The sequence below is a fragment of the Bacillus haynesii genome (genome assembly GCF_001969855.1).
Taxonomy (GTDB): domain Bacteria; phylum Bacillota; class Bacilli; order Bacillales; family Bacillaceae; genus Bacillus; species Bacillus haynesii.
Genome location: NZ_MRBL01000010.1, coordinates 50,725 through 70,916 on the forward strand (window position 1 = coordinate 50,725; position 20,192 = coordinate 70,916).

A 20,192-nucleotide genomic window follows, 5' to 3' on the forward strand; every position below is an offset into this window, starting at 1 on the left:
TTTTTATGCTTTTGCAGCTTTACTTTGAACCGCCGGCTTTTGATTCGATGCATGGCTGTTCAATACCATTCCGATAATGACAAGAGCCATGCCGCTCCAAGAGACGGCACCTGGAAGCGGACTTGAAAGAATCAAAATTTCACCAGCGGCCGCAAACAGCACTTCAAACGATTGTGTGGCCTCGACAGCCGCTAATTTACGCATATCACCTTTTACAAGGTCGGTTGCGGCAAAGAACAGCACAGTTGCACATATTCCGGAAAAGACAGCCACCAATCCTGACTGAATGACTTGTCCCCGGCTGGGCGCACCTGCCGATGCCAGCCCGTACAGCGAGAGGATCAGCCAAAACGGAAGGCTTGCCAGCGTCATCCCCAATACCCGCTGATAAGCATCAAGGCGCCCGGCGCAAGCTTCCATCATTTTTCTGTTCCCAAGCGGGTATGCAAATGAAGCCAAAATAACCGGCACGATGCACAGCAGCATCTCATGCAAAGAAAGCTCTGCTGCATGCTCAGCTTGCATCAGCCCCACCCCGATTAAAATGATAAACGACATCGTCAGCCCCTTATAGGGAATTTTGCCTCTCATCTGTACGGGACCTGTTTTTGTTTGAATGGTTTCGTAAAAAAGCGGCGCCAAGAGGGAACCGGAAATGATCGTGATTTGCCATGTTCCCGCGATCAGCCAGCCCGGCCCGTAAGCCGCCGCAAAACAGAGCGGCGCATAAAAGAGGCCGAACCCGATGATGCTCCATCTCAGCCATATGCCCGGCGCTTTTTTGATTTCCTGAAAAAGCTCTTTTACATTCCCCCTCAGCCAAACGATGACAAATAAAAGAGGCGCCATGAAGATAAATCTTAGCGAAGCGCTCCAGATCCAGCTCCCCCCTTCAAGCTCCATCGCCCTGTTTAAAACGAATGTAAAAGCAAAAAAGAAGGCTGCAAAAACGCCCAGTATAATCGGCCTCACAATCCCCTCACTCCTTTTCCTGATGTCCGGCCAACCGGTCTCCGAGACTGAGCCAGTTTTCCTCGGCAAGCCTGATGGCCGCATCCCGATCCCCCTGTCTGCAGGCATCGATGATACACTTATGCTGTTCGACAGACTTCAAGCTGCCGATCGAAGAAAACTGCGACATTTCAAGACGGTAGATTTTTGAAGAAATTCTCTCCAATGCCCGGGGAATTTCCGGGTTTTTTGATGCTTGTAAAAACACGTCATGAAAAGCAGCATCTGATTCGATTGCTTCGATAATGTCTTCTTTTTGAATCGCTTGCTGCAACGTTTTGTTATGCGCCTCCAGTTGGTCAAAGTCGGAATCCGTTAAAAAAGGAAACGACAGCCTGACAGCCAGCGCATGCAGTGCCGCAGTGACTGTAAAAGCGTGTTCAGCCTCCACGCGATTTAACGGTGCGACACGTGTTGCCGATCCCGGAACAGCTTCAACAAGGCCTTCATCTTCCAGTCGTTTGAGCGCTTCCCTGACAGGTGTGCGGCTGATGCCAAACTGCTCTGCAAGCTCCTGATCATGCAGGCGCTCCTCCGGCTTTAATTCCAAATGTACAATGGCGCGCTTCAGCGTTTGATACACTTCTTCCCGAAGCGAAATTCGTTTGATTCGTTTAATGTTATTTTTCATCATAAAACCAATATATCGGATTTTGGTTTTATTCACAACTAAAAAGAGGTTAGATAAAATCTAACCTCTCAGACCGTTGACAAAATCCCAAAACGGCTTATCGTTTTAGGATTTTGTCACCCTTTAACCTTTTCTCTTTAGCGGCGTATTTTCTTTTCGCCTGGCAATCTTTACAGATGCCGTACAGCTCCAATCGGTGATGTGTTACTTTATATCCGGTCTTCCGCACCGCAATGTCTTTTACTTTCTCAAGTTGCGGACAATGAAAATCGACGATCTTTCCGCATACTTCGCAAATGACATGATCATGTTCCTCTGCAGCCAGATCAAAGCGAAGCGGATCTGCAAAGCCCAGTTCTTTTATAAGGCCCTCTTGTTTAAAATAGCGGATGGTGTTGTATATCGTCGCTGTACTAACGGCAGGATAGACTTCCCTTAATGATTGTTCGATGTCAGCTATTGTGGGATGGTTCCTGTTTGCTAAAAAATAATGGTAGATGGCCAGCCGCTGCGGCGTCATTCGAATGCCTTTCCGTTTAAGCTGCGCCATCGCTTCCTGCTTTACATTCGTTTCTTTTTCCATGCCTCTTTCGTCTCTTCCCCTTTTTTCCTTTAAATCTTTCGATATTGTTTGCCCAGCAGCCTTAGAATCGGATTGCTTTATGATGCGTTGTTCATTTAATGGACGTTCTTTTTGATCCGATCGAAGGCCTGCCACGGCATAAGGGCACAGTTATGACGGGCCCGCAATGGATGGACACCCATCAGGGAAACGGCATCTCCCAGCAGATCATCTGCCGGTTCTTCTCCTTTTCTGATCATATCTTCCATCGCCTCCCGCATGAGTCCGGCTTCTTTTAACGTCTTTCCTTTTATCAGTTCAGTCATGATTGATGAGGAAGCCATGCTGATGCTGCACCCATCTCCGATAAAAGCTGCGTCTTCGATCTTTTCATCTTTAATGTCGATAAACAAAGTCATTACATCCCCGCATGTTGGATTTTTATAATGGACGTAATACGCATCGCGTTTATCGATTTTTCGAAAATTTCGTCTGTATCTTGCATGATCCATAATGACGGACCGATACAGCTCTTCCAGTTTCGGCATGAAATCATGCTCCTTTCCTTTTGAACCGTTTATTTTGGTTGAAAGAATAAACGGATTCAGTTATACTTCCGTTATCAAATCGTAATGATTACGATTTAATCATAACCGATCAAGAATCTCATCGCAAATGAAAAGCCACAATGAAACTGCCTTTTCTGAAAAAAGGCAGCTCGGTCAAACACAAGGGGGAAGGATATATCATGAAGGAGCCATACCGCATGCAGCTCGGTTCTTTTCAAATGACAATTTTATCTGATGGAGCCTTTCGAGTTTCAAGGGATTTCTTTTTAGCGGGAGGAGCCCCTCAGGAAACAGAACGTTATCCTGAAGAATTTGAAGTCGCGCTGAACTTTGTCTGTCTGGAGACGAACGGCAAACGGATACTGATTGATACGGGATTTGGTGAAACAGGTGGACAAGGAAGCGGGCACTTGCTTCATCACCTGACGCAGGCGGGAATCAAGCCTGACTCGATAGACTATGTCATTTTGTCACACAGTCATTTAGATCATACGGGAGGTCTTCTGAAAACCGGGGCGCCCGCTTTTCCAAACGCTGTTCATCTGATCAGTGAAGCAGAATGGCTGTACGCAAAACAAACGCCGGCTTCTCTACAGTTTCACATTCTCTCCGCTGTCCGGCCGCTTCTGAAGCTGCTGACAGAAGACACCGAACTGCTTCCCGGACTGAAACTGATCCATACGCCCGGACATACACCTGGACACCTGACGATTGAATTGCAGACAAAAGATGACGTCTGTCAGATCATCAATGACGTATTTCACATTCCGGAAAGTATTTCCAATCCGAAAACTCGGGTTTCGCTTGAGCATGATCCTATCGAGGGGGAAATGACAAGGAGACTGCTGGCCCGGCAGGCTTATAATGGACGGGTCCTGCTCCACGGCTGTCATTTTCCCTATCCCGGCTTCGGGTTCATCGAAAAGCAGGACTCACTTTTTCAATGGAAACCGGTTCAATACGAAAAGAAAACTCGCTGAATCAGCGAGTTTTCCGATTTAAACTAAGATATCGACGACAAACTGTGACCAAGATTCAAGCCTGTCATAGGCGCTTTTTTCTTTCAGATCACTGGCTTTCATCCAACGGCCGGCAATCTGCTCCTTTTCTTTCACTTCAACGTGTGCGCCCGGTTTTAATTCAAGCGCTGAAAGGATTCCGATATGTACTTTTCCGACGCTGTTTTCATCATCATTAATCAGTCCGAGCGTCACCATTTTTTCTTTATCTGACTCCTCGATTTGAAGCTCTTCATCAAGTTCGCGGTCTGTATTCAACTTCAGAATATCGGAAAAGTCGAGCCCTTCGGCAAAGTTCATGTGTCCGCCGAAGCCGAGTGACAGCTTGTTGTGAAGCCGCGTTTCCCCTCCGCCTTCGAGCCGCTCATAGACAAATATTTCGTCTTCTCTTTTGATGACAACATAAGGGATCGGCTGTTTAAATGCAGGATCTTCCTCGGCGTCTCCCCTTCTCATTTCACTGAAGTGGCGTTCAATATGCGCCATGATCTTCCCGATCGTCTCGCCGTCGCTGTTGACGCCTTGGAAGGTCAGCGTTTCATTTGCAAATACGTTTTCCCGCGGGACCACGAGAATCATTTCGTCCATTTTTCCCATCGTATTCGTTTCCTCCTCAAAGTGAAAAGAGCAGATTCGTTCTGCTCTCATTTTGCCGTGTATCAATAACTGAAAGGCGGGGCCAGGGCGCGGGTGCGCCCTTTTAGCCCGGCTTACTTATCGTCAAAGTAAAAGTCGTCGTCTTTTAACGGTTCAACTGTTGCTTTTTTGTAGCCGTTCCCTTTCATTGAGAAGAAGTCGTGTGACTTCGTTTTCGTATTCAACCCGTTCAACACGATCGGATTGATCTCTTCTTCTTCAAAATAAGCTTCAAAGCCAAGGTTCATCAGCGCTTTGTTGGCATTGTAGCGGATGAACTTCTTCACGTCGTGTGAAAGGCCGACCTGATCGTACAGGTCTTCTGTATATTCAAGCTCATTTTCATAAAGCTCTTTCAATAGATCAATGGCAAACGCATACAGCTCTTCTTTTTTCTCCGCTGTCTGCTGATTGTAAATCTCCTGAGCGAGCAGGCCGACATAGACGCCGTGAATCGCTTCATCCCGCAGGATCAGGTTGATGATTTCTCCGCTTTGCATCAGCTTGCCTTGTCCGTAAAAATAAAGCGGGTAGTAGAAGCCGCTGTAGAACAGGAAGCTTTCTAAATAAACGGATGCGACCATCGCTTTAAACAGCGAGATCTTATCGCCCTGGCGGATTTTTTCATAAAGCCCGACAATGATCTGAGCTTTTTTCTGCAGGTATTTGTTTTGTTTGACCCATTCAAAGACTTCGTTGATCGTCTCTGTCGGGGCGAGCGTCATGAAAATGTTTGAATAGGACTTGGCGTGAACCGCGTTTTCCATCATCGCCATGAAATTCAGCACCGCTTTGCGCTGATGCCCTTCTACATGCTCAGCAACAAGGGGCATTCCTGTGTTCCCCTGCTCTGTGTCGAGAAGCGTCAGCCCCGCGAGCACCTTCATGTATGTGTCCTGTTCATTTTTACCCAAGTACTTCCATGTCAGAAGATCTCCATTAAGCGCAATCTCTTCCGGAAGCCAAAACTGCTTCACATTTTGGTTGTAAAACATTTGGGTAAAATCATCTTCATGCTTTGACCAGTTTGCTGCATCATAAATTTTCGTCACTTTCGCATACTCTCCTTTAATCAAACGACACAAGAAAGGCAGCCTTCTTGCCCTGTATCCTTCGTTCTTGCATAGTAAAGTGTTTTGATTCCTTTATGGTGGGCATAAAGATCGATCCGGTTCAGATCGCGTGTCGTCATTGTATCTTTCAGGAACAATGTAAAGCTTATGCCTTGGTCAACGTGCTGCTGAATCGTCGAGATCATGTCGACAACCCTGAACATGTCCATATCATACGCTTCTTTATAGTAGAACCAGTTGCTCGGCGCAAGTCCAGGCATTGGATAGTACGTCTTGGAGTTGCCGTATGTTCTTTCTTCAATCCGCTCCATGATCGGCATGACTGATGCTGTGCTTGACTGTACATATGAAATGGACCCGGTCGGTGCGATGCACAGTCTGTAGCTGTGGTACAATCCGTGTTCTTTGACAAACTGTTTCAGCTGCTCCCAGTCTTCTTTTGTCGGAATGTGCATGCCTTCAAAAAGCTTGGCCACTTTTTCGAATTTAGGCGAGAAATCTTGTGTCACATACTTTTTGAAGTATTCACCCGTTGCGTAAGCCGAACCTTCATAGTTATGATACGTCTCACCTTTTTCTTTGGCGATCTCAGCGGACCGTTCAATCGAGTAGAAGTTCATCATCATAAAGAAAGTGTTCGCGAAGTCCCTCGCTTCCTCACTTTCATAGGCGATATTGTTCTGTGCCAAGAATCCGTGCAGGTTCATCGCACCGAGCCCGATGGATTTCATCGCTTTGTTTGCTTTTTTGACAGCCGGTGCGTTCGTAATGTTTGTCGTTTCAGAAACATGCGTCAGCGAATCGGTTGCAAGCTTAACCGTCTGCTCGAGCGATTTGTTTTTCATGACGTTCAAAATGTTCAATGAACCAAGGTTGCAGGAGATGTCAAGGCCGATCTCATCTTCTTGACCGTAGTCTGTGTATGATGAAACTTGTGAAGCCTGCAGAACCTCCGAACAAAGGTTGGAAAATTTAACATTTGAAATATGATTGTTCGCATGCGCGTTGTTGACATTGTCCTGGAACATAATGTACGGATACCCGGATTCCGATCTTAACATCGCAAGCTTTTCGAGCATCTTGCGCGGGTCGATTTTTTCTTTTTTGACGCGCGGATCTTCCACAAGCCGGTCGTACATCTCGTTCATGTCCATTTCGTCGAGGTGCTCGCCGTACGCTTTATAAACGGTGTGCGGATAGAATACGTATGCCGCTTTATCCTCTCTTGCAAGCTCGATGAATTTATCTGGAATGACAACTCCGATGGACAATGTTTTCACCCGGACATCCTCGTCAGCCGAAATCTTCTTCGTATCGAGGAAATCGTTGATGTCGCGGTGGAAAATGTTTAAGTACGCAGCGCCTGAGCCTTGTCTTTGCCCCATCTGGTCAGCGTAGCGGAATGCGTTGTCAAGAAGTTTCATCACGCCGACGACACCTTTTGTCGCGTTTTCGACGTCTTTGATCGCTTCGCCTTTCGCACGCAGTTTTGAAAGATTTAAAGATACGCCTCCGCCGAGCTTTGAGAGCTGCATCGAAATATCAATCGCTCTCGAGATGTCGTTCAAGGAATCATTGACTTCCAAGAGGAAACAGCTGACAAGCTCTCCGCGGCGTTTGCGGCCGGCATTTAAGAACGTCGGCGTGCTCGGCTGATACTCCTGGTTGATCATCATTCTGACGAATTCCTTCGCCTTCTCCTTATCCCCGTTTGCAAAAAATAAAGCTACGATAGAGATTCTGTCTTCATAGCGTTCAAGAATTTTTTTCTTGTCATTTGTCTTCAGCGCATAGTCATTGTAAAACTTAAAAGCGCTCATAAAGGACGGGAATCTGAATTTTTTGGCGTAAGCCTCTTTGAACACTTCCTTGATTTCTTCGAACGTGTAGAGGCTTAAAAACTCCTCTTCATAGTATTCATTCTTGATTAAGTAATCGATTTTCTCTTTCAGATCATGGAAAAATACCGTATTTTGGTTGATATAGTCTACAAAATAACTATGTACAGCTTCTTTATCTTTATCAAACTGGAATTTCCCGTCTTTTTGGATCATGATCTCATTGTTTAACTGGATCCATTTTGGCACTTGATTTTGTGACAACTCTTTCTACCTCCTGAGTAAACAGTTCAACGTCTTTGGCCGTCCCGCTGAGCTCAAATTTGCCGAGAATCGGAACCTGATACTGCTTCGAGATTTTTTCTGCGCTTTTCGCAAAATTATCTCCCCACACTCTGTTTCCGCTTGCCGCAACTCCCAAAAGAAGATGGGCGTTTTTCTCAAGAAACATCTCAGTCGTTTTCGGAACTTCCCCAAACCCTGTCGTGTACGTGATCAAAACAAACGGTTCATCTAGATACTCCTCTGTGCTGACTTTCCGTTTATTGCGAAAAGGCGTCTTATCCACAAAGCGCTGAACGTTTCCCGTTTTTGAATCAAATACGATCTGAATCATCATTATCACGACCTAGTAAAATTGTTTCCGAGTCTTCCACTCGAACCTTACACAATATATAGTATACTATCATTCAAGAAAACACAATATATTGTGCTCGAGTTGATGAAAGTTCACAATTCGCTTCAGCTTAGGAGGCCTAAGGCCAAAGAAATATGAGTAGAATGAGAGCCGTTCGCTCATCCTACTCACAAACCGAAATCTATCATAACACGAAAAAAATTGAGTTAGTAGACTAGACTTTTTCGCTTATTTTTTGTAAGCGTCACAGCACTTGTTCTCGCATACCTCTTTAATATCGGCTTCGATGCCAAGTTCCTTAAGAACCGACTGGACAGCCGTCATGATCGACGCTTCCCTGACAAGTTCTTTTCCGTTTACGAGAATACTTGTGCCGTATTCATAGCAGGAATCATCTTCACACGTCTCTTCCCAATGGTTGATGACGATCTTAGGTTTCATTGTTTGCTCATTCCTTTTCATTTTCAAACTGAATTAATGTAAACACTACTTAGTTTAGCGATTAGATGCCGCTTTGTAAATTTGAATGCCTCGGGCTTTCACAGGACGTGATGACGGCGGCGTTTTAGACAGGATGTCTGAGTTTTTTTCCTCTGAAGGACCGGCAACGGGCGCAGATGATTGTAACGTCACCATGAAAACGACAAAATCCCAAAACAGTAACCTGTTTCAGGATTTTGTCAGGCAATCTGAAAAAAACATGCTAGGCATGGTCTTTTAGTCCGCGAATCGCTATTCGAGTTCGAGCTGAACGTTTTTTTGCGGTGCAAACGTGGAAATGGCGTGTTTGTATATAAGCTGCTGTTTTCCTTCCGATTCAATCAACACTGTAAAGTTGTCAAATCCTTTTACCTGTCCGCGCAGCTGAAATCCATTCAGTAAAAAGACCGTGACAAATGTATTTTCTTTCCGAATCTGATTCAAAAACTGATCTTGAATATTTATCGATTTCATGGTTCTGGTCCTCCTTGTTTCTCTATACCATATTGTTTCGATTAAAGTTCGAGCTTTCCTGCTATGTAAGTGAAAATTTCCTGTTTTTTCTGCTCGATATTGACAGGGGGCGTCATGTCAAACCAGGCGACATCCATTTGATTTCTGAACCATGTCAGCTGCCTTTTGGCATAGCGTCTCGAATTCCGCTTCAGCGTCTCAACCGCCTCTTCCAACGACGCTCTGCCTTCAAGATGCCCATAAAGCTCTTTGTAACCGATGGCCTGAACAGACTGGCAGTTTCTTACGTTTTCATCATAAAGCTGTTTCACTTCATCCAGCAGCCCCTCATCCATCATCTGGTCAACGCGGCGGTTGATCCTGTCATACAGCACTTCCCGCTCCATCGTCAAACCGATGAGAGCCGTGGTGTATAAAAGCTCTTTCCGCTGTCCTTCCATATGTTCGGACATCGTTTTTCCTGTCGTATGCAGGATTTCAAGCGCCCTGATGACCCTTCGTTTATTGTTTGGATGAATGGCCCTTGCCGCTTCGGGATCGCGCTCTTTCAAAAGACCGTGAACATATTCGGCCCCCCTCTTGTCAGAGAGCGCCTCCATCTCCGCCCGAAACTCAGGATCGCCTGCTTCCTCTGTAAAAGAGTAGTCGTAAAGGACAGACTGGATATAGAGCCCGGTTCCCCCGACAATCATCGGAAGCTTCCCCCGTCTGTCAATCTCTGCGATTTTTTGTCTGACGATCTCCTGATATTCAGCGACCGAGAAAGATTCCTTCGGTTCTTTAATATCGATCAGGTGATGAGGAACCCCGTTCATTTCCTCTTCTCTTATTTTTGCTGTGCCGATATCCATTCTTTTGTAAATCTGCATCGAATCTCCGCTGATAATTTCCGCGTTCAAATGCTCGGCCAGCATGACGCTTAATTTTGTTTTACCGACAGCGGTCGGTCCGATCAAAACGATGACCGGCGGTTTCATTTTATTCACTGCTGATCACTCTCTTTAAACAAGCTCCTCCCATTATACCATTTCACGTTCAAAAACACCCATTTCATTTTACCCGTTTTCACTGTTTTCCAAACATTCCCTCACCAGCCTATCGGCTCATTTCCCACGATTTCTCTTGTGTAACCCTTAAAATGATGCCGATGCCTCTCCTTCATTCCGTCGGTTAAATATACGACTCCGCCATATCTGATCGGAGGTGCCGTAGAATATGCCAGATAGGTCGTGCCCCCGATTTCATGGTAGTGCGTGCCGTCCGCCCGCGGAATCGCGGGCCCTGTAATCGCGTAATACCTATGGTAATGACCATCATCAAAAGAAGTAATTCCGGAATAAAAATGTACGTGCCCATCTGTATTGCTTCCGTTTGCCGGCTGGGAAAAACCTTCAATTAGGTGGTAATGGCCGTCGGCAATCGATGTTTTCGCCCTGTAGGCGTGGGCATGGGCCGGCGATTTTGCCCAATCCGACTGATACAGCGTCATGTTTCGCTCACTCCTTTTTGAGGGCGGCTTCAAAAAATAATCCGGCGGGTGCCCAAGCAAAAACGGCTGGGCAGAATACAGTGATGTTAGTCAGGTTTCATTTTATTATTGGAGGGATTTTTTTATGAATCATTTCGACCATGCTCCTGTCTATTACGACGACAACCAGCGAATCATCGGCAGGCCTTTCTTTGGCGGACCTTTTGGGCGCCCGTTTTTCGGCCCGCGTCCATTTTTCGGTCCGGGCCCCTTCTTCGGAGGTTTTTTGGGTGGCCTTACTGCCGGAGCGCTTCTCGGCCCTTGGGGATATCCGTATCCGCCATATCCTTTCTATCCTTATTAACGACAGATAAAGGCTCTTTCAGGGGCCTTTTTACATAACTTTTTTCTTGACTTAAAACTTTTGCATCAATTAAGATGGTTTCTATCAACCGGTTAGTAAAGCGGGTTTTTTTTATGTCTAAAAAAGAGGAAATCTTTGAAGCGGCCTCATGATGATTGCGGAATTTAAAGGCTTTAACACTTTAAAATCGTTTATGGGCTGCGTTTTATGATATTCGAATGAAAACTAACTTTACTGCAGCTGTACTTCTTAAACCGCAGCGTGAAGTCTGCGAAGAGGGCACTGGCGGAGTTGAACCCCCGGCTTTGGCATATGGTCAAACTCGTATGCGCGGTCATCTGGTTTTCGGGAATGTTTCAATTGGAACTGCTGGCTGACGAAGAGAAAGCTCTCCATTTGAATCATGCAATAAAATCGATAGAGGAGGATTTCGTATGATTGCAGGCTACATTTTTCTTCTGATCGCCATCTTGTCAGAAGCAGCGGCTGCCGCCATGCTGAAAATATCTGACGGGTTCTCGCGCTGGCAGCCGTCGGTTCTCGTAGTGATCGGCTACAGTCTCGCATTTTACATGATGTCGCTCACATTGCAGGTCATCCCACTAAGTCTCGCCTATGCGACTTGGAGCGGAGCGGGCACCGTTCTCACTGCAATCATCGGCGTCTTGTGGTTTCAAGAAAAGCTGAACCGGCGAAATATCGCCGGCATTATCTGTCTCGTGTCAGGCGTTGTACTGATCAATCTGTCATAAGGAGGAGAATCTCATGAAAGGCATGTTCTTTTTGGCGGCTGCCATTTTGTCCGAAGTATTCGGAAGCACGATGCTGAAGCAGTCAGAAGGCTTTAGTGCCCCCCTGCCAGCAGCCGGCGTCATGATCGGTTTTGCGGCTTCTTTTACGTTTCTGAGCTTTTCATTAAAAACACTGCCTTTATCTGCGGCTTATGCGACTTGGGCCGGCACCGGGACGGCTTTGACAGCTGCGATCGGGTATTTTATATTTCAGGAGCCATTCAATCTCAAAACCCTTATTGGGCTTGTATTGATTATCGGCGGTGTCTTTTTGCTCAATTCAAAGCAGACTGAAGCGGCAGATCACAAGGCTCAGCTCACGATCGAAATCTAATCCGCTTTGGAGACGACAATCTTCGCCTCTAATTCAATGGCGACGTTACCCTGAACCGCCCTTGATATCATGCAGGATGTCTCCGCTTTTTCGGCCAGTCTTTCGGCAAGTTCGACCTCTTTTTCCGCCGCTTCTTTCGGAAGGCGGATCAAAGGTCTGTGAATGATTTTTTCGTACGTAAACACCCCTCCTGTCACATCGACAACAGCCTCGGATTCCATCGTCAGGCTCTCTTTTTCCAATCCGCTTCTTTCCATCATGGCTGCAAGCGTAATGATATAGCAAGTCGCAGCAGCACCGAGCAGCATTTCGTCAGGGTTTGTCCCCGCCCCCGGGCCGTCCATTTCCTTTGGTATCGAAATTTCGGTTTTTAAATTCCCGCTTTCAATCCTTCCGATATCGTTCCGTTTTCCAGGCCAGTCTGCCTGAAGGTAAAAATGATGTTTAGCCATAAAAAATACCTCCTTTTTTATCTGCTTTAAAGTCTACCGGTATTTGACCTTTCTGTCTTTTGATTTGCCTAAAAAACCGTTAAACCGTGACAGCTGTCTAACACACAGGGCATGAGCGGAACATAGAATACAACGAAAATCCGCGCAAGAAAGGACGAAAAAAATGGAGAATGTAAAACATTTACAGCAGGCGGCGGTTCCCGATCAGCATATGCATATCCCCCAGTATCAGCACGCCGAAACCGCCGTGCACCACATCAAATGTCCGTTGTTTCCACACTTGAAACATAAGACATTGTGCACAGTTGCGCCCTTTGTTCATTACGGTTTAAATGAAGCGCAAGCCACTTCCTATCACCATGCCATGGAAGAAGTAGCTGCAATGGCTTATTTAATGGGCATGGGTATGAACCCTCATTTGGCCTACTGTACAGTTGAGTCATGGGAAATCAACGAAACATTTTATTAATTGGACTGAACGGTCAAAAATAAAGAGAAAAGACCGTTCAGCCTCAGGAACGAGTTAAAGCAGACGCCAGCGTCCGGCGTGTTCATTAGCAAAATCAGCCAGTGAACGCGGTTTTTTTCCCGTGATCCGTTCCACTGTATCCGTGATGCGGTTTTCTTTGCCATTCTTGATTTTCTCGTCTAATTCCGACATGAAGCCGGCATAATCGGGAGATAATCCTGCTTTTATATACCTTTCCCTCAAAGCGGACACTTCCACATTGACATGCCTGATGTCGCGGCCTGCCGCTCTGCCGATGATTGCCGCGGCTTCGGCATAACTCAAGGCTTCCGGCCCGGTCAAAATATGGCTCGTATTATGCGGCTTTTGATCAAGCAATGCGCGCACAGCTACTTCAGCAATAGCGTCTGCATCTATAAACCCGACTTTGCCGCCGCCTTACGCCGTGACGATTTCATTTTTCTTTCGAATCGAAGCGACATGCTGATGGTCAAAATTTTGCATGAAATATGAAGGCTTTAACACCGCCCATTCAGGAACATATCGCCTGACCGCGTGATGAAGCTTCCCGAATACCGGTCCGTCTTCATCAATAATGGCGGCGCTGAGCAGGACAATGCGGCGGACACCGAATGCCGATGCCATTTCTAAAAACGGCAGAACGATCGGCGACGGTTCGTATACACCGACAGGCGCAACCAAATATAATGACTCCGTGTTTTTTAATGCGTCTTTGTAAGTTTTTTGATCATTCCAGTCAAAATATACATGTTCTGCTCCGGCAATTGCAGGTATTCTCCGGCTTGCGATCCGGACGCCGGCACCCGAACGTGCGAGCCGTTTGGCGATTCGGCTTCCTGTCGTACCGGTTCCGCCGGTAACCAATATTTTTTTCCCCACTTTCATCACTCCTTGTTAGATTATAAAAAAGTATGCAGCCGTCCTCCGAACGATTCGATGACAGTCAAAGGATTCCAATAATCTTTGTAGTGGACAATTTTGCCCTCATTCATGTTTACAAGGCTGATGTACTGTTGGTTATAAGGAAGACCCGTCTCACACACCGTGCCTTCACATTCAAATTCGACAGCTGAATAGCCCGATTTTGCCGTTTGATGAATAGCAGGCGCTGTAAAGCGGACAATATCGATCTTTTCGGGAAAATCCTTTATATAATCGTAAATCGCGGACTTCCCTTCTATTTTTTCAGGAAAACCGGGCGGTGCATATGGATGCTCAAACACCGCATCTTGATCCCAAAGCTGTATCCACTTTTCCATATCCTTTTCGAGCATCGACTGCAAAAATTGTTCCATCACATCAGTTATCGTACGTGTCATTTTCTTTTTCACATCCTTTTTTTGACCAATCGGTCTAAAATAGTGATAAAAACGGGCAGCAGCCCATCTCCCCATGACGAACAATATCAATCAAGAACAGACAGGCTGACATCGATCAAATCCTGAAGGGCGTCAAAGTCCCCCGTTAACTTCGCCTGAAACGTGAGCGACAGCCGGGTTTGATTTAAAAAACGGGCAACTGCAGAAAGGTCCCGGCTGCCCTTTTTTAGTTCTCCCTGTGACTCGGCCCGGACAAGCGCTTTGTAAAAGGCTGTTTCCAGCTGCTTTGTCTGCTTATCAAAGTATTCGGCAACCTCTGGATCGCGGGGAATTTGTTCAATTGCGCTGTTGATGATATAGCATGCCTTTGAACGTTCGGGGTCTTTCAGAGCGTTTAAGCTTTCCTGAAAGATCTGCCGAACCGATTGCTTCACTGATCCGGAGCTTTCAAGCCTGGCGATCACTTGAGCGTTTTTATCATCAAGATATCTTGTAAGAGCGGCTATAAACAGATCCCGTTTCGTGCCGAATGTATTGTACAGACTTTGCCTGGCAATTCCCAGACGGCTGAGCAGCTCCTGCATCGATGCCCCTTCATAGCCAAATTGGCCGAAAACCTCCATTGCTTTATGAAGGACGAGGGCGGTATCAAATTCTTTGCTTCTTCCCAAGCCCCTATCACCTCCTTATTTGAAGAATACATTTTCTGGACTGATCAGTCAAGAATGATCCTTCTGCACCGGTCATAGACATAGCATAAAACCCCCTGTCACATACAGAGGAACAAAAGGAAGTGTGCCAGTTGTTTATTTATACGGTTCAGCCGGGAGATTCATTATTTTTCATCGGCGCCAGGTTCGGGATTTCGATTGACCAGATCCGATTGGCAAACGGGTTGATCGAAACAAACATTGTCCCCGGACAGGCTCTTTTATTACCGCTTTATACATATACCGTTCAGCCGGGAGACAGTTATGACTCGATCGCCCGCCGGACGTTTGTATCCGCCGAAGCATTGCAAAAAGCAAATCCGTCTGTAACGCCTGCCAATATGAGACCGGGGATGAAAATGACAATTCCAGAATTGCCGAAAAAGCCGATCACTGCTTTAGGATATTACACATTGAGAAATCCCCGGTTAGACCAGGAATTGATTCATAATTTTGCCCCATACGCCACATATTTGGCATTTTTTGAATACCACATTTCAAGTGACGGATCGTTAAGCGAGCTGAATGATTCACCGGCCGTACAAACGGCCTGGAGGCGGCGCGTTCCTCCCCTCATGACTGTCACCAATCTAACAGAATCAGGCTTCAGTCCGTCTCTTACGCACCGTGTATTAAATCAGCCTGCCGTAAGAAATCGCCTCATCGACAATATTGTCCAAACGATTTCCAGAAAAGGATATGCAGGCGTCAATATTGATTTCGAACAGATTTTGGAGGAAGACAGAGATTTATTTTCAGGTTTTCTCCGCCTGTTGAAAGAGCGGCTGAAGCCGTCCGGTTATGTGCTGACAGTTGCCGTTCCGCCGAAAACAAATGAAAATATCGCCTGGCTGAAAGGGTATGACTATGGCGGAATCGGTGCAGTGAGCGACCTTATCTTTATCATGGCATACGACTGGCACCACGGAACAAGCGAGCCGGGCCCTGTTGCTCCGATCAATGAAGTCCGGCAAACGATTCAATTTGCCCTTCGCCATATCCCAAAAGAAAAAATCATTCTCGGCTTTCCGCTTTACGGCTATAATTGGACGCTGCCCTATCAGCCCGGTGTCGTGTACCCGGGAATCGCCAATCAAGACGCCGTTCAGCTCGCCATGAAGCACCAGGTACCGATTCAATATGATACAAGGTCTGAGTCCCCTTTTTTCAGATATACCGATGAACAAGGCAGACGGCATGTCGTATGGTTTGAAGACGCGCGCAGCATCGGAAAAAAACTGCAGCTGATCATCGAATACGGACTTAACGGCGGCGGCGTATGGCAGCTCACACTCAGTTTTCCGCAAGGAACATGGCTCTTGACCAAATTCTTTCGCGTCCGAAAAGTCTGACACAGTATGTAATTTATTGTAAAATAGCAAACAGAATAATCCCGCTAACAAACCTGATACTAAAGATGTGTCCTTCGCACAATAACAAATCTGAAAGGAATGGTTGCAATTGAATAATGCGATTCATGAAACATTGGAGCTCCATGAGCTGTTAATGTTTAAAAATCTTTGCCTGACTAAGTCATCAACAATGACGGGAATGGTGCAGGATCAAGAGCTTCGCGACATCTTGGAGCGTGATGCATCCCAAACAAAGCATCAGATCGAGCATTTGCAAGGTCTGCTGTCAGTGAGAGGTGAAAACATATGAATGAATTCATCCAAAACATGACAGGAATGGGCGCAATGACTGAACAAGTGATTGCCACCGACTTTTTAATCTCGGCGAAAACCGGTGTCAAAAACATTGCAACAGCTATCACGGAAACATCTTCTCCAGAAGTGCGCGAAACGCTTAAGCAGTATTTAAACGACGCGATTGACACTCATGAACAGATCGCAAACTATATGATGTCAAAAGGTTATTACCATCCTGCCAATTTATCTGAACAAATTCAGGCTGATACCAAAGCTGCCGAAACGGCTAAAGATCTTCCGCAACTGTAATGAAAACGCATAAATACCCCGCAGTCATACAGCGGGGTATTCTTATTTAAACGGTTTCTTCTTTTTTCTCATCATAATCAATGACTGCCTTTGGCAGTGCCGTATATTTCGCCCAGTAAAATACCGCAATCGATCCTAGCGCGATCAAGATTAAATCGACCGGCGTTCTCAATAGGCCCAGGCCGTTACCGAATGAGCCCAGATACGACAAAACCAGGAGCATCACATAATACCCGACAATCCACCAGCTTGATTTAAGTTGCTGTACAAACGGAACATCGTCTTGCGGAACGTATTTTTTACACGCGCAATAAACAGCAAACATCACAAGCTGTGATCCGAGCAGCCACGACACAGTGTTCCAGCCTGACCAATAGACGATATACGACGCAAATACGAAGGAGACAGGGGCAATGACAGCCATCCCCTTGATTTGCAGAGGCTTGTTGAGCTGCTTGGCATTCACATTCAGCGCTGCGGCTGAAACTGGAGCAATCGCATAGGAGAGGATCAGGGCAACAGAGCAAACATTGACGAGCGCGTCCCAAGACGGAAACGGAAGCGTCCAAAAAACGGCGAGCGCAAACGACAGCCACAACGACGGACGCGGAATTCCCGTCGGTTTATTCACCCTGGCAAACACTTTGAACAACGTGCCGTTCCGCGCCCATGCATAAACCAAGCGCGATGTCGTATTCATAAAAATATTGCCGTTTCCGCCGGGTGATAAGATCGCATCAAGGACGACAAGAGTGGCAAGCCAGCCCATCCCGAGAAGCACCGCGATATCTTTAAACGGAAGAGAAAATTCCTTGCCGATCGCTTTCCAGCCGTCATTCAGCATATCAGTCGGGATGGCTCCGAGAAACACCACTTGCAGTATCGTATAAATGCAAGCCGAAACAATGATGCAAATCAGCAGAGCGACCGGGATGTTCCGCTGCGGATTTTTCACTTCGCCGGCGACGGAAACGATCGGATGAAGACCGAGGTATGCGAACATCACCCCGCCTGTCGAAATGGATGCCTGAACCCCACCAAAGCCAAACGGCGCAAATTCTCCCGCGAAGTTGGCCGATTTAAAATGGAATATCAACACGACGATGATCGTCAAAGGAACAAAATACTTAAAAACCGAAATGATTAAATTTGATTTCGCAAACGCTTTGACACTCCAATAATTCAGTAAAAAGAACAAACAAAGCAGCGCAAACTGCAAAAGCCAGCCGATAATCGTCGGCGATTCAGAACCTTTTATCGTCAAACCGGGAAACCAATAAGCTACGTATTGCCTGACAGCCGTCACTTCGATTGAAATCAGACTTGTATAGGCGACGATCGTGATAAATGAAATCAAGTATCCGACAAGGTGTCCGTGGGTATACACTGGATAGCGGATAATCCCGCCCGTCCGCGGCAAAGCAGCTCCGAGCTCAGCATAAACGAGGCCGATTAAAAGGATAATGACACCGCCGATAATCCACGAAAAGCTTCCTGCGGGCCCGGCTTTTGAAGCGACATTGCTGACGGCAAACAGCCAAGCCGATCCGAATATCGCACCCATACCGATCAAAATCAGGTCAAGCAGAGAGATCGTTTTTTTGAAATTGCCCTGATTTGACAAATCACTTCCTCCTTATTTAACACATTTAATAGAAGGTAGTATGTTTCAAAAAGCGCCGCTGTATACTTTTCCCGCTTCCTTTCGGCTGCAATAAAAAACCCGGGAATCTCCCGGGTTCCTTCAAATGGTTATTTCACTCCTGCCGGTGCTAAAAATGCCTCAATTTCATCTGCGGCTTTCTCGGCCCCTCCTGCTTGTTTAATGTGCTTTTGCATGTCCTGTACACGCTTCAGAACATCCGGGTCACCGTCCGTCTGCGAGACGGCTTCCCGCAATGAAGCAACTGTTGTATCTTCCGGTTGCAAATGTTTTCCAAGCCCAAGCTCCTCGACGCGGCGGGCAGTGATTTCCTGTTCAATCATTTGCGGGACGGCAATAAGCGGTACACCGGCATTCAATCCTTCCATCGTACTGTTCATACCCCCATGGGTGATGAAAAGCTCCGCTTTCTTCAGAATCTCCAGCTGGGGAACCCGCTGATGAATCGAAAAGTTATCAGGTATATCGTCAAAGCTTTCAGGATCGATTGTCGCGCCGACAGACATGATCACCTGCCACTTCGTGTCCCTGAATGCTTCTATGCACATATGATAAAATTCCGGCCAAGCATTGAACGCCGTCCCTAAAGATATCAGCATGACAGGACGGCCGCTGTCCGAAATCATCGGCGTGTCTTTTTCCTGAAACTTGCGTTTGGCTAAAGAAGGACCGACAAAAGAGAACCGTTCATCAAACGTTTCGCCGTAAGGCTGAAAAGCACGAGGCATAAAGACAATGTTCAATTTTGCTGGTTCGAACATCTCCTCAAAACTAAATGACGGAAGACTTGCATTTTTCATAGCAGCTTCTTGCTCTGGTGTGAGCTCGATCTTAAACTCTTCAGACATTGATTTGAATGTAAAATGTTCGTTCTGTGCATATGTAGAACAAAGACGAACCGCGTCTATTCCAAACTTCTCAGCCAGCATCTTTCCTGCCATAGACATAAAGTCAAAAAGGATGAGGTCAGGCTTGTCATTCTCATAAAGCGCTTCAAGCTGAGGAAGAACCTCCTCTATTTCTTTGATAAACATCAGCGAACCCTGTGACATATCTTTTTTGTTTTTCATCAGCTCCCGAATTTGCTGCGGATCGATATTTAAAGTTGAACGATAGTTGAGCGGCTCTGCTCCAGTTTCCTCAACAGCTTTCACAAACTCATCCGTCACCGGATATGTTACCCGATAACCGCGTTTGACAAGGCTTGCCGTTAAAGCAAGCGTCGGATTAATATGCCCGTGAGCCGGAATATTAAAAATCGCGATATGTTTTTGTCCCATTTTTTTACCTCCCGTTATGTTTCGTTTCATGACAGCACCGATGATTTTAAAATCTCTTTCACTATGTTAAATAATATATTATAGATCATAAAGGAAAAACCCTTCAAAATTAAATTAAAATTAAAAAATGCTAATATAGTCCTTTTCCTTGCAAAAAAACACAGAACTTTAGCCCTTATTTTAAGGACGCACCCGACTTTATCCCCCTTTTCGTTACTGCCGACTTATATTTCAATCGTTTTATAAAAACAAACATCCGTCAAAACAGCACTCGTTTTAACGGATGTCATGAAATTGCCTTATTTTAAATTTAGTTTAAATTATTCATGTTATTTTGGTCGCGCTTCCTGCTTCATTTCCTTTCAAAACTATCGTTTATTGTTTTCTTCTTATCATAATTAGATATGAAAGGACTGTTGTTATTGGTATATAC

25 protein-coding genes and 1 pseudogene are annotated in these 20,192 nt (G+C 46.0%); 8 read left to right on the top strand and 18 right to left on the bottom strand.

All coding sequences use genetic code 11. The annotated features are described in order from the left end of the window. Window positions 1-3: 3 nt before the first annotated feature. From BTA31_RS10150 to sufU, 4 genes are all read right to left on the bottom strand, one after another. Window positions 4-972, bottom strand: a complete 969-nt coding sequence (locus BTA31_RS10150; protein ID WP_076791286.1) for a DMT family transporter — start codon at window positions 970-972, stop codon at window positions 4-6. A gap of 7 nt (window positions 973-979) precedes the next feature. Continuing rightward, window positions 980-1,645: a GntR family transcriptional regulator gene (locus BTA31_RS10155; RefSeq protein ID WP_076791325.1), complete on the bottom strand. Its 666-nt coding sequence runs from the start codon at window positions 1,643-1,645 to the stop codon at window positions 980-982. 94 nt (window positions 1,646-1,739) lie between these two features. Then, window positions 1,740-2,225 carry a Fur family transcriptional regulator gene (locus BTA31_RS10160; protein WP_076791288.1) on the bottom strand — a complete coding sequence of 162 codons (486 nt, stop codon included), beginning with the start codon at window positions 2,223-2,225 and terminating at the stop codon, window positions 1,740-1,742. A 95-nt stretch (window positions 2,226-2,320) separates the two neighbouring features. Further along, entirely contained in the window at window positions 2,321-2,752 is a 432-nt protein-coding gene (gene sufU, locus BTA31_RS10165; RefSeq protein ID WP_043928889.1) for a Fe-S cluster assembly sulfur transfer protein SufU, read from the bottom strand. A gap of 200 nt (window positions 2,753-2,952) precedes the next feature. On the opposite strand from sufU, the gene BTA31_RS10170 reads away from it, so the two are divergent. Next, window positions 2,953-3,753: an MBL fold metallo-hydrolase gene (locus BTA31_RS10170; RefSeq protein ID WP_076791328.1), complete on the top strand. Its 801-nt coding sequence runs from the start codon at window positions 2,953-2,955 to the stop codon at window positions 3,751-3,753. An 18-nt stretch (window positions 3,754-3,771) separates the two neighbouring features. On the opposite strand, the gene BTA31_RS10175 is transcribed toward BTA31_RS10170, so the two are convergent. The 8 genes from BTA31_RS10175 to BTA31_RS10215 form a co-directional block, all read right to left on the bottom strand. Further along, window positions 3,772-4,389: a hypothetical protein gene (locus BTA31_RS10175; protein ID WP_076791290.1), complete on the bottom strand. Its 618-nt coding sequence runs from the start codon at window positions 4,387-4,389 to the stop codon at window positions 3,772-3,774. Window positions 4,390-4,502: 113 nt separating this feature from the next. Next, entirely contained in the window at window positions 4,503-5,480 is a 978-nt protein-coding gene (nrdF, locus tag BTA31_RS10180; protein WP_043928901.1) for a class 1b ribonucleoside-diphosphate reductase subunit beta, read from the bottom strand. Between the two features lie 20 nt (window positions 5,481-5,500). Then, window positions 5,501-7,603, bottom strand: coding sequence for a class 1b ribonucleoside-diphosphate reductase subunit alpha (gene nrdE, locus BTA31_RS10185; RefSeq protein ID WP_076791292.1), 2,103 nt, complete (start codon window positions 7,601-7,603; stop codon window positions 5,501-5,503). Continuing rightward, on the bottom strand, window positions 7,560-7,955 hold the full coding sequence (gene nrdI, locus BTA31_RS10190) for a class Ib ribonucleoside-diphosphate reductase assembly flavoprotein NrdI (protein WP_011197997.1): 396 nt from the start codon (window positions 7,953-7,955) through the stop codon (window positions 7,560-7,562). The genes nrdE and nrdI overlap by 44 nt, the downstream gene beginning before the upstream one ends. Window positions 7,956-8,204: 249 nt before the next feature. Then, a complete protein-coding gene (locus BTA31_RS10195) occupies window positions 8,205-8,417 on the bottom strand; it encodes a hypothetical protein (protein WP_003182049.1) in 213 nt (70 codons plus the stop codon). Window positions 8,418-8,708: 291 nt separating this feature from the next. Then, window positions 8,709-8,930 carry an RNA chaperone Hfq gene (gene hfq, locus BTA31_RS10205; RefSeq protein WP_003182047.1) on the bottom strand — a complete coding sequence of 74 codons (222 nt, stop codon included), beginning with the start codon at window positions 8,928-8,930 and terminating at the stop codon, window positions 8,709-8,711. A gap of 41 nt (window positions 8,931-8,971) precedes the next feature. Further along, window positions 8,972-9,916, bottom strand: coding sequence for a tRNA (adenosine(37)-N6)-dimethylallyltransferase MiaA (gene miaA, locus BTA31_RS10210; RefSeq protein WP_076791295.1), 945 nt, complete (start codon window positions 9,914-9,916; stop codon window positions 8,972-8,974). A gap of 101 nt (window positions 9,917-10,017) precedes the next feature. Then, the gene (locus tag BTA31_RS10215; protein ID WP_043928884.1) at window positions 10,018-10,419 is read right to left on the bottom strand and encodes a YmaF family protein; all 402 of its coding nucleotides are present in this window, start codon (window positions 10,417-10,419) and stop codon (window positions 10,018-10,020) included. A gap of 124 nt (window positions 10,420-10,543) precedes the next feature. On the opposite strand from BTA31_RS10215, the gene BTA31_RS10220 reads away from it, so the two are divergent. The 3 genes from BTA31_RS10220 (at window position 10,544) to erbB (ending at window position 11,887) form a co-directional block, all read left to right on the top strand. Then, window positions 10,544-10,762 (top strand): hypothetical protein, encoded by a 219-nt coding sequence (locus BTA31_RS10220; protein WP_043928883.1) that lies wholly within the window; start codon window positions 10,544-10,546, stop codon window positions 10,760-10,762. A 434-nt stretch (window positions 10,763-11,196) separates the two neighbouring features. After that, window positions 11,197-11,514 (top strand): SMR family multidrug efflux transporter EbrA, encoded by a 318-nt coding sequence (erbA, locus tag BTA31_RS10225; RefSeq protein ID WP_239693166.1) that lies wholly within the window; start codon window positions 11,197-11,199, stop codon window positions 11,512-11,514. Window positions 11,515-11,527: 13 nt separating this feature from the next. Continuing rightward, window positions 11,528-11,887 (top strand): SMR family multidrug efflux transporter EbrB, encoded by a 360-nt coding sequence (gene erbB / locus BTA31_RS10230; protein ID WP_076791300.1) that lies wholly within the window; start codon window positions 11,528-11,530, stop codon window positions 11,885-11,887. Here erbB and BTA31_RS10235 read toward each other — a convergent pair. Beyond that, window positions 11,884-12,339: an OsmC family protein gene (locus tag BTA31_RS10235; protein WP_076791302.1), complete on the bottom strand. Its 456-nt coding sequence runs from the start codon at window positions 12,337-12,339 to the stop codon at window positions 11,884-11,886. The genes erbB and BTA31_RS10235 overlap by 4 nt on opposite strands. Window positions 12,340-12,502: 163 nt before the next feature. Here BTA31_RS10235 and BTA31_RS10240 point away from each other — a divergent pair, with 163 nt between their 5' ends. Beyond that, window positions 12,503-12,808 carry a hypothetical protein gene (locus BTA31_RS10240; RefSeq protein WP_076791305.1) on the top strand — a complete coding sequence of 102 codons (306 nt, stop codon included), beginning with the start codon at window positions 12,503-12,505 and terminating at the stop codon, window positions 12,806-12,808. Between the two features lie 54 nt (window positions 12,809-12,862). Here BTA31_RS10240 and BTA31_RS10245 read toward each other — a convergent pair. From BTA31_RS10245 to BTA31_RS10255, 3 genes and pseudogenes are all read right to left on the bottom strand, one after another. Beyond that, window positions 12,863-13,714: pseudogene (locus tag BTA31_RS10245) on the bottom strand (NmrA family NAD(P)-binding protein). Between the two features lie 14 nt (window positions 13,715-13,728). Further along, window positions 13,729-14,148 carry a nuclear transport factor 2 family protein gene (locus BTA31_RS10250; protein ID WP_076791330.1) on the bottom strand — a complete coding sequence of 140 codons (420 nt, stop codon included), beginning with the start codon at window positions 14,146-14,148 and terminating at the stop codon, window positions 13,729-13,731. A gap of 86 nt (window positions 14,149-14,234) precedes the next feature. After that, the gene (locus BTA31_RS10255; protein ID WP_043929019.1) at window positions 14,235-14,819 is read right to left on the bottom strand and encodes a TetR/AcrR family transcriptional regulator; all 585 of its coding nucleotides are present in this window, start codon (window positions 14,817-14,819) and stop codon (window positions 14,235-14,237) included. Window positions 14,820-14,950: 131 nt separating this feature from the next. Here BTA31_RS10255 and BTA31_RS10260 point away from each other — a divergent pair, with 131 nt between their 5' ends. The 3 genes from BTA31_RS10260 (at window position 14,951) to BTA31_RS10270 (ending at window position 16,816) form a co-directional block, all read left to right on the top strand. Next, window positions 14,951-16,210 (top strand): glycosyl hydrolase family 18 protein, encoded by a 1,260-nt coding sequence (locus tag BTA31_RS10260; RefSeq protein ID WP_043929020.1) that lies wholly within the window; start codon window positions 14,951-14,953, stop codon window positions 16,208-16,210. 109 nt (window positions 16,211-16,319) lie between these two features. Continuing rightward, on the top strand, window positions 16,320-16,520 hold the full coding sequence (locus BTA31_RS10265) for a hypothetical protein (protein ID WP_043929021.1): 201 nt from the start codon (window positions 16,320-16,322) through the stop codon (window positions 16,518-16,520). Then, window positions 16,517-16,816 (top strand): spore coat protein, encoded by a 300-nt coding sequence (locus BTA31_RS10270; RefSeq protein WP_076791308.1) that lies wholly within the window; start codon window positions 16,517-16,519, stop codon window positions 16,814-16,816. The genes BTA31_RS10265 and BTA31_RS10270 overlap by 4 nt, the downstream gene beginning before the upstream one ends. 46 nt (window positions 16,817-16,862) lie before the next feature. Here BTA31_RS10270 and BTA31_RS10275 read toward each other — a convergent pair whose 3' ends face one another. Together BTA31_RS10275 and BTA31_RS10280 are read right to left on the bottom strand one after the other, a co-directional pair. Beyond that, window positions 16,863-18,440, bottom strand: a complete 1,578-nt coding sequence (locus BTA31_RS10275; protein ID WP_076791311.1) for an APC family permease — start codon at window positions 18,438-18,440, stop codon at window positions 16,863-16,865. Between the two features lie 128 nt (window positions 18,441-18,568). Next, window positions 18,569-19,759, bottom strand: a complete 1,191-nt coding sequence (locus tag BTA31_RS10280; RefSeq protein ID WP_076791314.1) for a macrolide family glycosyltransferase — start codon at window positions 19,757-19,759, stop codon at window positions 18,569-18,571. Between the last annotated feature and the right edge of the window lie 433 nt (window positions 19,760-20,192).